This is a genomic window from Agarivorans sp. D1326 (genome assembly GCF_056958115.1).
In genome coordinates this window covers 227,394-240,257 of the sequence record NZ_JBTWEN010000003.1, presented here as the reverse complement: position 1 = coordinate 240,257, position 12,864 = coordinate 227,394, and the positions used below count along the sequence as shown (strand labels likewise).

General features: G+C 44.4%; 13 protein-coding genes. 6 read left to right on the top strand and 7 right to left on the bottom strand.

What is annotated here, in order from left to right; all coding sequences use genetic code 11:
* Positions 1–23 precede the first annotated feature (23 nt).
* The 3 genes from ACYFDN_RS07670 (at position 24) to ACYFDN_RS07660 (ending at position 1,856) form a co-directional block, all read left to right on the top strand.
* Positions 24–278 carry a TIGR02647 family protein gene (locus tag ACYFDN_RS07670; protein WP_016400383.1) on the top strand — a complete coding sequence of 85 codons (255 nt, stop codon included), beginning with the start codon at positions 24–26 and terminating at the stop codon, positions 276–278.
* Between the two features lie 136 nt (positions 279–414).
* Positions 415–1,305: a hypothetical protein gene (locus tag ACYFDN_RS07665; RefSeq protein ID WP_483510648.1), complete on the top strand. Its 891-nt coding sequence runs from the start codon at positions 415–417 to the stop codon at positions 1,303–1,305.
* Positions 1,306–1,316: 11 nt separating this feature from the next.
* Positions 1,317–1,856: a hypothetical protein gene (locus ACYFDN_RS07660; protein WP_483510647.1), complete on the top strand. Its 540-nt coding sequence runs from the start codon at positions 1,317–1,319 to the stop codon at positions 1,854–1,856.
* A gap of 131 nt (positions 1,857–1,987) precedes the next feature.
* On the opposite strand, the gene ACYFDN_RS07655 is transcribed toward ACYFDN_RS07660, so the two are convergent.
* Entirely contained in the window at positions 1,988–2,788 is an 801-nt protein-coding gene (locus ACYFDN_RS07655) for a MarC family protein (protein WP_483510646.1), read from the bottom strand.
* Between the two features lie 172 nt (positions 2,789–2,960).
* Between ACYFDN_RS07655 and ACYFDN_RS07650 the strand changes: the two genes are divergently transcribed.
* The gene (locus ACYFDN_RS07650) at positions 2,961–3,554 is read left to right on the top strand and encodes a LemA family protein (protein WP_016400385.1); all 594 of its coding nucleotides are present in this window, start codon (positions 2,961–2,963) and stop codon (positions 3,552–3,554) included.
* A gap of 15 nt (positions 3,555–3,569) precedes the next feature.
* Complete coding sequence (locus ACYFDN_RS07645; RefSeq protein ID WP_483510645.1) at positions 3,570–5,537, top strand: M48 family metallopeptidase; 1,968 nt, start codon at positions 3,570–3,572, stop codon at positions 5,535–5,537.
* Between the two features lie 39 nt (positions 5,538–5,576).
* On the opposite strand, the gene add is transcribed toward ACYFDN_RS07645, so the two are convergent.
* Complete coding sequence (gene add, locus ACYFDN_RS07640; RefSeq protein WP_483510644.1) at positions 5,577–6,575, bottom strand: adenosine deaminase; 999 nt, start codon at positions 6,573–6,575, stop codon at positions 5,577–5,579.
* Between the two features lie 273 nt (positions 6,576–6,848).
* Between add and ACYFDN_RS07635 the strand changes: the two genes are divergently transcribed.
* Complete coding sequence (locus ACYFDN_RS07635) at positions 6,849–7,787, top strand: aldo/keto reductase (protein ID WP_483510643.1); 939 nt, start codon at positions 6,849–6,851, stop codon at positions 7,785–7,787.
* On the opposite strand, the gene ACYFDN_RS07630 is transcribed toward ACYFDN_RS07635, so the two are convergent.
* The 5 genes from ACYFDN_RS07630 to ACYFDN_RS07610 form a co-directional block, all read right to left on the bottom strand.
* Positions 7,784–8,185, bottom strand: a complete 402-nt coding sequence (locus tag ACYFDN_RS07630) for a MerR family transcriptional regulator (protein ID WP_483510642.1) — start codon at positions 8,183–8,185, stop codon at positions 7,784–7,786. The genes ACYFDN_RS07635 and ACYFDN_RS07630 overlap by 4 nt on opposite strands.
* Before the next feature lie 49 nt (positions 8,186–8,234).
* Positions 8,235–8,798: a DUF4136 domain-containing protein gene (locus ACYFDN_RS07625; protein ID WP_483510641.1), complete on the bottom strand. Its 564-nt coding sequence runs from the start codon at positions 8,796–8,798 to the stop codon at positions 8,235–8,237.
* An 82-nt stretch (positions 8,799–8,880) separates the two neighbouring features.
* Positions 8,881–9,498 carry a hypothetical protein gene (locus ACYFDN_RS07620; protein ID WP_483510640.1) on the bottom strand — a complete coding sequence of 206 codons (618 nt, stop codon included), beginning with the start codon at positions 9,496–9,498 and terminating at the stop codon, positions 8,881–8,883.
* Positions 9,499–10,003: 505 nt separating this feature from the next.
* Positions 10,004–11,893: a transglutaminase TgpA family protein gene (locus ACYFDN_RS07615; protein ID WP_483510785.1), complete on the bottom strand. Its 1,890-nt coding sequence runs from the start codon at positions 11,891–11,893 to the stop codon at positions 10,004–10,006.
* Positions 11,886–12,863, bottom strand: coding sequence for a DUF58 domain-containing protein (locus ACYFDN_RS07610; protein WP_483510639.1), 978 nt, complete (start codon positions 12,861–12,863; stop codon positions 11,886–11,888). The genes ACYFDN_RS07615 and ACYFDN_RS07610 overlap by 8 nt, the downstream gene beginning before the upstream one ends.
* Between the last annotated feature and the right edge of the window lies 1 nt (position 12,864).

The window sequence follows — 12,864 nt, the reverse complement described above, 5'->3', positions numbered from 1 at the left end:
ACAAAAACATAAAGGATGGCACGATGAAATTTACTCCCAATACTATCGCCGAACTCAACTTACTGCTGCAATTTGATATGAGCAGTTTGCAAACCGGGATTAAGGTTCACCATGATGCAGCTCCCGAAGTAATTGCTGCAGCACAAAGCCTGTTTGATAAAGGTTTAAGCACCCTACCCGACGGCGGTTACCTCACCGACTTAGGCATTGAAGTGGCCGAGCACGCACAACGTTTATTAGCTGTACTTTCTACCAAACCAGAACACATTCCCGCTTAAAAACATCTAATGAGAAAAACCAAGGCAAGGCCTTGGTTTTTTTAACACCAATTTTGGCGTTACAGTCAAACTTATTGTTTACTTTGTCATTATTGATATTTACTATCTTGCCCTGCAACTAAAGGAGATAATTGCAGTGGCTCAAAATCAATTTCAATGTTTGTCCCAACGAAACAAAGCCAAACGTGATGCTTGCTTAAGCAAACTTAAAGCTTCAGAAATGAAAGAAGTGGATCTTTATGTACTGCATGGGCCGCAGTTTTTCTCACTATGGTTAGCCAATCAGCAAAGCCAAGGACTTGAGCAAACAGCGATTAGTCAGAAATTGGAAGATTTAGGCCTATCGGAGCTCGCTCAAAAGTTAGTTCTAAATACCGCTAGCCTCACCAACCAATTTGCAGGCCAAGCCTTAGACGTAAAAGCTATGGGCGCGCTGGCACTAGACATGCAGCGTGGCGGGAATATTTTAGGTAAATACGAAATAACTCAAAATGGCGCTAAAAGCTACATTAGCTTTAAAGGAAATCACAAGTTAAGAACCGTCATTAAAGGGACTAGATACCTATCCACAAATGCTCAAATGCTTAAGCTCGGTATTGGTCAACAAGGTCTCAAAGCATCCGCCCGTGGTGGTGTATTAATCACAGTTGTATTTTCAGTATCACACCATACTCTGGAGTTAGTACTTAAAAAAGACTACTTGATGACCAATTGGGTGGTAGATGTTGCAACGGATGTGACTATAGCTTCTGTTGCAGCGGTTTTAGGCTACATAGTAGGAACTATCGCTGTATCAACATTCGGTGTCGTCGTCCTTCCTGTGGCTGCGGGAGTTATTGCTGCATTCATTGTTCAAGGTTTATTAACTGAGTCTGCGAACGCTTACGATTTAAAAGCTAAGCTGCTCAAAGCGCTCAATGAATCTGCCGAAAAGTCTTTGGATAATGATATAGATAAAATGAATCAAAAAATTAACCAAATGAAAGCAATAACTAATATGAACAATTCGCCTTACAATTTTTTCTAGGTCTGTCCAACATGAAAACCGAACAAACAACCAAGAAATCGCTCCTAGGCTTCTTAATCTTCAGCAGTCTTTTTTTTATTGCTTGTTGGTTACTTTTCATGACTGATATGGTTAGGGCAACTCAGGATCAATTAGCTAATAAGTTTCCTGTTATTTATTTAGATACTAAATATGCTGGTTACATTGGTGGAGCAATTACAACTCTAACAGGTGCTTTGTTCATGCTTTGGCAGTTTAGGAATACAGTAAAAGGTGCTCCTCCACTCAGTTTAAAAAATAACTCAACCAAAGCTTTTGCATTGGCGATACTAATCGGATTTCTTTTCATCTTTCCGGGCCAATCAATAGAAAAATCCCGTATTGAAAAAATTGCAGAGCAACATGGCTATCAAGCCTGCCCTCCTTTCACATTACTCATGAGTTCAGTTAGCATTGACGCTTGGGTGAATGATTTTAGCCTATGTAGTGATCCTGAGGTTGATAACTTAGCTAGATATGGCTATAGAAATGAACCCGCTAAAATAGCCAAACTGCTTGCTGACAGAGAGTAGAGATAAAATTATTAGTACAACATACTTGCTAAGAAGAGAGTATGTTGTACTGTTTTGTTTCCTTTGTGGGGATAATAACGACTAACCTCAAAGCACCTATGCAGCTAATAGTCCTGCCCAAAACCTTGTTTTTAACTCACGCCTTGAAACAACATATAGGCATCGTGCACGCCTTGAATTAGCATTTGCATGCCAATAACGGTAAGAATTAGCCCCATTAAACGGGTGGTAATATTTATCCCATCCTTGCCCACTTTATCTACCAGTTTTGGACCATATAAAAAGCAGATAAAAGTAATTAAACACAGTAAGGCAAATGCGATAACAGTAACGATGATGTTTATAATGCCTCCAGAAGCTGAGTAATTCATCGCTGTAGCGATGGTTCCTGGCCCGGCTAAAATAGGCAACGCTAATGGAGATACAGCAATGTCTTTTTCCTCATCATCACTCTCACTGCTGGGAGTGTGAGAATGCAGTTTAGAGCTCGCACCTTGCAACATATGGTAGCCCACCAGAAAAACCAATATACCGCCGGCTAAACGCAGCGCAGGCAAAGTAATACCAAATAACTCAAATATGCCTTTTCCCAGTAAACAAAAAGCTGCCACGATGCAAAAGGCCGTTGCGAGTGAGCGAAACGCAGTTCGCTTGCGCTCAGCAGTACCTTGGCCGCCAGTTAAGCCAACAAACACAGCAGTATTTGCGATAGGGTTCATCATCGCAAAAAAGCCCATAAATACCGTTATAGCGAGTGTCGCCAATTCATGCATGGTGATATCTACCCTATTATTTTCATCCTTGTGTTCACCTAGCATCGCAGCTTTAGTAGCTAAACTAAAATGCTTTTTTGCCAATGCTGTGGGTTTGCAGCTAGCTTTAACGGCTCCCTTTACGTGGCCAACTTCCCGGGCTAGCGAACGCTTAAACAACAAGCCCAGCTCCACAGCTTTCACCAAATCAGTATTGGCAGCATTTACTTACACCTTGGCAAAAATTAACTTAATCATTTAAGCGTAAACTGCTAGTTAAGCCATGGCATTGTTATACTAAATCCGTATCATGCAGATATTAAGTGTTTAATAAATAAAGGAACTTAGGCAAATGGATGTATCACTAATCGTAATTTTGGTAATTATTGCGGCACTAATTTTTTATGTTGTTGGTATCTACAACCGTTTAGTTAGCTTGCGTAATCGCTACCAAAACGCCTTTGCTCAAATAGAAGTTCAGCTAAAACGTCGTTATGACCTTATCCCTAATTTAGTTGAAACAGCCAAAGCTTATATGGCACATGAGAAAGACACCTTAGAGGCCGTGATTAGCGCCCGTAACGATGCTTCGGCATTATTGCGTGCTGCAGCAAGTGATCCCACTGGAGCAACGCTTAGCAAATTAGCCAGCGCTGAAGGGGTGTTACAAGGAGCCATGAGCAAAATGAACATTGTGATGGAGAACTACCCCGACCTAAAAGCCAGCGATAACATGATGCAAGTGAGTGAAGAGCTTACTACTACAGAAAACCGTGTCGCGTTTTCACGCCAAGCCTTTAATGACTCGGTAACCGAATACAACGAATACCGTCAATCTTTCCCACCGGTGTTTTTTGCTGCCCAATTTGGCCATAAAAAAGATGCAAACTTACTCGAGTTTGCCGACAGTGCTGAGATACAAAACGCCCCTAAAGTGTCTTTTTAAGCACCGGGGAGCACCATGAACTTTTTTGCCGAACAAGATCATGCTCGTCGTAACAGCAAGTGGTTGATCTTATTATTTGTTATCGCGGTGATCATTTTAATTGGCCTAAGTAATATTTTGATCGCCGCGTGTTTGTGGATGTTTGACTCTACCAGTGAGTTAAACTTGCCAGACAATCGCAGCTTCTTCTCAGCTGATATTCTGGTATTTGTTAGCTTGGTAATGACTAGCGTCATTATCTGCGCGATTGCTTTTAAGTGGTTTCAGTTAAAAGATGGCGGCAGAAGAATAGCTGAATCTTTAGGTGGTCAGCGTATTCCTCCAAATAGCCAACACCCAGAGCAGCAACAAATACTCAATGTTGTTGAAGAAATGGCACTAGCCTCTGGCATGCCGGTGCCTTCGGTATATTTGCTTAAAGATGAAATTGGCATTAATGCTTTTGCAGCAGGGCACACCCCAGCCGACGCAGTGATTGGCATTACTCAAGGCGCACTTGAACAGCTTAATAGAGAGCAGCTGCAAGGTGTAGTCGCCCACGAGTTTAGTCATATTCTTAATGGTGATATGCGCCTAAACGTGCGCTTAATTGCCTTGCTTAGCGGGATAGTTTTTATCGCTAACCTTGGTGAATTTATTTTGCATACTCAGCGTTATAGCCACCGTTCATCGAGCCGTTCTAACAATAATGACGCTCGGGTGGCTGCTGCAGGATTTGGCTTACTGGCTCTAGGCTGGATAGGTTTATTCTTTGCAAATATGATCAAAGCGGCCATCAGTCGCCAGCGCGAGTATTTGGCAGATGCATCGGCTGTGCAGTTTACTCGTAATCCTAATGGCATCGCCGATGCGCTAAAAATTATCGGCGGTTATGATGCTGGTTCGGGTTTACGTACCCCACTTAGCCAAGAAACCAGCCATATGTTTATAGGTGATGCTCGCCGTTTAGGCAGTTTTTTTGCTACTCATCCAGCCATTAAATCACGGATAAAACGGATTCTTCCTCGTTGGGATGGTGCACTGATCAAGCGCGATATTAAAAAAGCAGCCAAACCTATTTACAGTAAAACCAGCCAACAGCAAGCCAAACAACAACGCCAGGAGCAACTCAAAAAGACCGTGTTTGTAGCTGCCGCTGCAGAAGCGGCCATAGACGCTCTAGATAACAAATCTGAAAAAGCTGAGTTTAGCCTGTCAGAGAATACCGTAACGGTAAGTGGCGAATTAGCCCACTTACCCGATGGATTGCTCAGTTTGGCTCATGATCCTTGTGGCGTTATCAGCGTGGTTTATGCATTGCTGCTTAGCAACGATGAAGCACAACGTGCTAAACAGCTAGACGATATTAAAGACAACCTGAGTAAATCTTCAAGAATTGAAGAAACACTCCAAGCATGGAATTGGATAAATTCGGTGGACAAAAGCTACCGCTTACCCCTGCTCGAACTATCGTTTCCTGCGCTTAAGTGTATGTCGGCTAAGCAATATCAGCGTTTTATGGACAACCTACGCAGCCTAATTAAGGCAGACCAACAAGTGGATATGTATGAATGGTGTTTGTACCACTTGGTAAAACACTACTTATCTCATCAATTTGAAAAAGTCACACATAGCAAACCGGTCTATAGCAGTATTCCAGCGTTATCTGAGCCATTTTCAGTCGTATTATCGAGCCTTGCTTACTTTGGCCATGATAATGATACCGAGACTCAGCGCGCCTTTGGGATTGGTGCCAACAGCATTGGTTTATATACCATTACCTTGTTGCCTCTGGAGCAATGCCAGGTTGAGCATTTTGGCCCCGCAGTGAAAAAGCTCGCCAACGCCTACCCGCAAATTAAGCAGCGTATTTTACGCGCCTTGGTAGCGTGCGTTTGTTTAGATAAACAACTTACTGTGTTAGAAAACGAAATGATCCGCTGCATTGCAGCAGTAATGGATTGCCCAGGCCCACAGATAAGCTTGGGTGTACGGCGCCCATAAAAAAGCCCGTGCTAATGCACGGGCTTTTGCTTTGTTCTCTTAGCGTTTTGAGGCTTTTTCCCGCAAGGCCTGACGAGCACTTTCACTAATAAAGGCCATTTTCAAACCGTTGCTTTGCAGTTTGGCGACCTGTTCATCTCCAAAGCCCAACTGCTCGCGTGCAATGCGGTATTCGTCGGGTAAGTCAATCGCCGATACGCCAGGATCATCGGTATTTAAGCTAGCTCGAATACCATGTTCTAAAAAGCGTTTGAGTGGATGCTGGCTTAAGTCTGGCGTGGTATTGGTTTGGAAATTAGATGATAAGCAAGATTCAACACCAATCTTATGTTTTGCTACATAGTCCATTAGTTTTGGATCGTCGGCAATCTTAACCCCATGACCAATACGGGTTGCACCTAGTTCGCGAATCGCTTGCCACACACTCTCTGAACCAGCAGCCTCGCCAGCGTGCACCGTAATAGCAAAACCTGCATCTCTAGCTCGTGAAAACTCCTCCACAAATAAATTACCTGGATGACCTAACTCGTCACCCGCCAAATCTACCGCCACGATTTGATCGCGAAACGCCATACAAGCGGCTAATTCATCGCTACAACTTTGCTGACCAAAAGTGCGGCTCATAATGCCAATTAAGTTTACTTGTACATCATGCTTTTGCATGCCACGGCGCACGCCTTCGATAACCGCTTCAACCACCCCTTCTGGGTTCAGTTTATGGCTCATCGCCATATAGCCTGGGCTAAAACGTAATTCGGCATAATCGATCTGCGCTTTAACTAAATCTTCTACGTTCTCTTCAGCCACCCGCGCACAAGCATCGTAATCACCTAATACATTTACCCCCCAATCTAACTTAGAAAGGAAGGCCACCAAGTTAGGCTCTTGCTTGGTAATTTGCACATGGGGGATTAATTCCTGTAGCGAGTTAGCAGGCAAACTTACGTTAAACTTTCGACCCAATTCCAAAATGGTTTCTGCGCGAATGGTGCCATCTAAGTGGCGGTGTAAATCGGTAACTGGGTATTGTTTTAACATGAAGATTCCTGCATCGTTTTTATAACTTATTTATCGCCTCAGTGTAGTCAGCACAAGGTCGCAAGCCAAATTAGATTAACCGAAATAAGGCCTTCTTTTTCAATAAGTTTAGGGCTTAATTTAATCCTAGCCGAATGTGTTGAAATATCACTAGTCAAAGCGATATTTCACCGACTCAGTATTAGCACTTGACTTGGAGTTAACTCCAAGATTTACACTCACGTCTAAGTTATTTGTTTACATAGTAATCAACAAGGCTTTTGAGGAGTCAACATGGAATTGGCACGTTTGGGCAACAGCGATTTAGATATCTCTCGTATTGGTTTAGGCGCTTGGGCAATGGGTGGAAAATGGCAGTGGGGCTGGGGAGCTCAGCAAAATGAAGACTCCATTGCCACTATTCAACACGCCTTGTCATTAGGCATTAATTGGATAGATACAGCGCCCGTTTATGGGCTTGGACACAGCGAAGAAGTAGTAGGTAAAGCCATTAAAAGCTTGAGTGAAAAACCACTTATCTTTAGCAAATGTGGTTTTAACTGGGATGCACAAAATAATATTGAGCCGTGTCTTAAAGCAGCCAGCGTTAAACAGGAAGTAGAAAACAGCCTAAAACGTCTGCAAGTAGAAACCATCGATTTATACCAAATTCACTGGCCTAACCCCGCCGAGGACATTGAAGAAGCTTGGCAAGCCATGCTTGAGTTAAAACGGCAGGGGAAAATTCGTTATTTAGGCGTTTCTAATCACTCCATCGAACAGATGCAAAGCCTACAAAAAATAGCCCCTATTAACAGTATGCAGCCACCATATAGCCTAATAAACCGAGAATGTGAAACTGAGCTACTGCCCTACTGCCAGCAACACAATGCCGGGGTGATTTGTTACTCACCAATGGGATCTGGCTTACTTACTGGGAAAATGACCGCCGAACGGATCGCTGCAATGGGTGATGATGATTGGCGTAAAAAAGCCGATGACTTCAACGAACCAAAGCTAAGTCATAACTTAAAAATAGTTGCTGCCCTGCAGCAAGTTGCAGAAAAACATCAAGTATCGGCAGCAGAAGTTGCAATTGCATGGACCTTAAAGCACCCGGTAATTACCGGCGCCATTGTGGGAATGCGTAGCCCTGAGCAAGCTAATGGGGTAATAAAAGGCGCTAGCCTTAACCTCAATAAACAAGATATCGCCTTGATTGAATCGGTTTAAAGCGACTTAAGTTTAATGCTTAATTCGCTACCGGTTTGGTAGTGCTCTATTTTCCGCTGTACGTGTTCTAAATTTCGATTTAGGCAGGCTATTTGTTGCTCGGTTTGCTGTTTATGATCGAGCAACAGCTGCAAACGCTGTTGCTCGGTGCTAGGGCCTTCGTCCAGCATATCGCGATATTGCTTAATCGCATCAAGCGACATACCGGTAGACTTCAAACAAACAATAAAACGCAGCCATTCTACGTTTTGCGAACTAAAACGACGATGGCCGCTAGGTGAGCGATTAACCGTAAACAGCAGCCCCTTTTTCTCGTAAAACCGCAAAGTGTCGCTGCTTATGCCTGCTAATTCTGCTGCTTGCTTTACGCTAAAACTACTAGGTGTATTCTCGGTCATCGCTTTCTTCCTTAAGTCACTAACTTAGTCAACTAAATGCCAAAGCGACTCATCGCTGAGGTAGATATTGCAGCAAACGCTCAATGGCTGATTCGATACGCAGCTTTCGTTCGCTAAGAGGAATGTCGGTAGGTGCCATGCCTTGGCCTAATACCCGCCAAAATGGGCCAGTATCTTCTGCTTGAAATAGCGCCACCATAATTGAGCCTTTTTGGTAGAGCTCAGGATCTAATGAATCACTAGACATCCCCGCCATCATACCAGCGCGTTCTAATATTTGCTGGTCACTCATTTGAGATTCAAGCGCTGCGCCCACGCCAACTAAAAAGTCGGGTTGCTGCTGCAAAGAGACTTGCGTGTAGCCTTTCTTAGCCATCGCTTTGCTAATGCTTTTACGTAGTTCAGATATTAATAAGTCTTCGTTTTCAGCTCTATTGAGATGGGCTTGACCTAAACTTGGGTGCCAAGCATATCGGCCACTCGAGCTTTCCAAATACTCGGTGTTCCCTGTTACCACCGTGGTTGAACGTGTTTCAGGAGCACGAGTTTGCTCAGCAGATACACAAGCAAACAACAAAGGCAGAAATAAAAATGGCAGCAATTTCAAACGCATATTACAGATACCTAAAGGCAAATCAAAAAACTCACCCTAGCATAAAATTAACAGCATGTTGCGCTGTTCTGCTGCCGTAATGCTAGCTAAGTTTATATTGATATAGAGCAGCGTTATCCGCCGAAACTTTGAAGCCCATTTTAACTAAATACTGCTGATGACTCGCTACCGCCGTATAGCTAACTAGCTGCTTAACACCTAAGACCTCAAAAAACCCAGAGCTATGGTAAAGGTAATCGCCGGTTTTAAAGTCGCGATAAGCAGGGAAAACGTAGTCGAGCTTTATTTCAAACTCATGCAATTGCTGTTTGCCCACTAATATGCCTGCAGGTTCACTATTGCGCATGAGTATGTAACAGCCCTGCCCAAGCAAACTATCTGTCGAAAATTGCGGAAAATACTTCTCGATATCAGATTGATAATGCTCAATCCAAAAACCAAGTAATGGGCTGCTAGCTTCCACTGCCACTAGTTTAAATTGGTCCTTGCTACGGTAGATACCCTGCAAGTAATAGACGTTAGCAAATACAATAAATAGGTTTAACAAAGCCACCGGCATAGCACCAATAATAAACCCATAAGTAGAAAACAGCGCAGCCCCCACCATGTTTAACCAGCGCAGCTTTACAATCGAACTCATGGTTAACGAAATGGCCACCACCACCGACGCCAAGTAACCAAACCACTCAATCCAATCCATTATTATCTCCTTTTGCCTGAGCTTTTAGTGTCGCTCACTTTACGAGCAGCGATGATAATAATCTGGTTAGCTCACACAAATTGACAAATAAATTAGCCTTAATTAAGGAAATTCACTGTATTTGTTGAAAAGAACTAGGGTCTGTTGACCTTTGGTGTTGAAATTTTGTTCGAGATAAGCGGGCTTTAATCGCGGCGAGCACTTAGAAGCCTAGTGGGCTAAGCAAGAAGTGCTTAACAAAGAGTAAAGTTCGCTTATCCGAACCCTCCGGGCAGCATTTATTAGCCATTTATTCAGCGTTAGCGAGTGATTATTAAGCCCACTTAACTGCACACTCACTGCCTTGCCTAAATGGCTAATAAATTGCTGCAAAAACCATCAGCAAAGATCAACAGCCCCTAGTGAATAAACACAAATGATTAGCGAAAAACTGAGTGATAAAAGTGAATCAAAAACTTAAGCGAGCCACAACCACGAGTAGCTCATTTATAGTTAAATTGAAGCCTTAAGGCTGATAGCGCTTTTGGTTATAGTTATTAATAGCGTGTTCTAAGGCGAATGCTCGCTGCGGAGCTTGCTGCTCTACACGCTTTAAGAAGTGACTAAAGCTTTCCCCTTTAGCCCGAACAACTCCCCGCCTTGCCAATAGCCAACACTGCCATTTTAGCGAGACAACTTGTTTATTGGGCAGACGCCATTGCCAAGGTTTAGCCATAAGCAAAACAGTGGCAAGTAAACCCAGCAAAATCATCCCGGCGGTTAACATTAATAAGGAGCTGCCCGGCAGCCAAGCCAGCAATTGAGAAAACAGACTTAACTGACGTTTGTGGTCAAAGTTAAGTACCCACTTAGCCCACCAATAATCGGCCTGGGCAAGCCATAAGCGCAGTTGGTTAAAGCCTTGGGTGTACCAAATCTTTTGGCCCCAACCGCTAATGCTTTGCCACTGCTGAGCGGTAGCTTGGCTTTGCTGTAGATTGTTTTCCACCCGGTCAGGGGCGATCCAAGCAGTGGGATCAAGCCGCACCCAGCCTTGGCCATCCCAATACTCCATCCAAGCATGAGCATCGTAGTTGCGCACAGCCAGTAAGCTGTCTTGTTGTTCCCACTCGCCACCTAAAAAGCCGGTAACCATGCGAGCGGGTATCCCTTGTAAACGCGCCAGTATCACCACGCTTTGCGCATAATGAACACAAAAGCCGCTTTGCTGATCTAATAAAAAACGCTCGACACCTAACAGCCCTGGGTAAGCTGGCGGACTGAGGGTATAACTAAACTGCTGACTTAAGAACCACTGCTGCACGCGTACCATCACTTGCTTTGGGTAATCGGGTGATCGAGGGCTTAAGCCAGAACCTAAGTGCTCACTAAGCTCGCTAACTTTGGGTGTAATGTTTTGCGGTAAACGGGTGAGAAAGTGCAAATAAGCAGGTGGAACTGCGCTGCTGGTAGGCGGCTCTAATTGACTAAAATTTAGAATTTGTCGTGGAAAGCTCTCGCCTTCGCGCAGCCAGCTACCATCGGCCACGTAATTAGCGCCACCACCACGAACTTGGCTAGGGTTTAAGGTGGCTAACCACGCTTGGTTGGCGGGTTCTAACAAGAGTTGATACTGGTTTATAGCACTTGAGCTATCGGGAGCTTGTTTCTGTTGGGCTATCTGGCTGCGGGTCCATTGCTCACCATCAAATTCGTCTAAAACCATGGCTCGCCAATACAGCTCATCGGGTTCTGGCGCGCGACTAAACTCCGCCCGAAACACTAACTTATCTGAGCGAATCAATTGGCTGATATCACCAGGGCGAACCACATCAGACAAGCCAGTTTGCGCGCTGCTCGGGGTAGGCATTTTCCACAAAGGTGCTAAGCGTGGTGCAACAATAAATAGTGCGATAGCTAGGGGAGCAATAGCCAATAACCATAAGCCTAATCGCTTAGCCCAGTTAAAGCTTATTTTCACATCTAAGCTAAGCAACAGTAGCAAGTGTAAAAATGCCACTAGCGCTGCCAATAAAGCAGCTAAAGGCTGGCTTGAAAAAACCAATGAAAATGCCACCAAAAACAAGCCAGTAAGGCTAAACATTTCCACATCACGCCGCTTATGCAGCTCAATGTACTTTAAGCTGTAGCCAAGCATTACCAGGCTCACTAGCTTATCAAACAGCTCAAAGGAGCGCGCTAACCACAGCACCATTGCAATAAGTAGCACTAAGCTTAGCTTTACCCAGCGCGGTTTCGGTAAAGTGGCTAAGCCTTGCATCACCCGCAAGCGCCACCACCCCGCAGTCAAGCCTACAAGCACTAGCAGCCAAGGCACTTGTTGTAGCAATAACAAGGCTGTTGCCGAATAACACAACAACGACATGCGAATATGCGAACTATTGAGACTATTCATCACTGCTCGGCGCCTCTGCAAGTAATCTTAAACCCGCTTTTAGTTGCTGTTGACCGCTCCCGCTGGCCAGTTGCTTTGCACCAACTTGTAAGCTAAAACTCTGTTGTTGCTGCGCCAACTGGCGCAACCAAAAAGCCAATACCGAAAGAGTTTGTTCATAATTCAAACCGCTGTGCCTGCGATCACTAAGGTGTAAATCAATACTAGGGTTGCCAGTAAATGCCTTAGTCTGTAAGCCTCGCCCCGCAGCAAACTGCTTCCAAGCCAATAAGCTTTTTCGCTCGCCGCTACGATAAGCCTTAAGGCCCGAAAACTCACTTTGCAACTGGCTATCACTAGCCGCACGCTCAACATCATGGGCTTCTACCCATTCTTGAGAAGGGCAAGCAAAACCGGCCAGCGGTGCAGGATAAGCCAGCAGCTCACAATTAAAATCAGCCACCGTCCAACATCTAAATAAACCCAGAGGAAAGATACTTGAGAGACTTATCCGAGGCAGTAGTTGACGCCCACGTTGCTTTACTTCCAAGTCTAACGCCAACTGACCGTCGAGTTGTTGATAAGCTTGCTTACAGGGCCAGTTCTTTATTTCTGCGGCTAAAGCATGGGGCTGCTTGTTATTAACTATGTTAAGTAATAAACGCAGCGGCTTGTCACATTGCCCTTCTGGCCGCTGCAATAAACTCACGGTATTTCCGGACATGTTTTGATGGCATAACACCAAGCACACTAACCAAAGCGCCAACAACCACAGGCCCAAGGCAATAATTAAGTTATTTTGATAATTGCTGCCCATCATCAACATCACCACTAAGGCGATTAAAAACCCCCAACCAAAGCGAGTGGGCAGAATAAACAGATTTTTTCGAGTTAAACGTAAACTACTACTGCTAGGCACGCGTTTAGCTAACCAAGCCTCGCTGCGCACGCCCTTCCACTGTTTAAACGCTTTTAGTAATTTGAGTCTCATG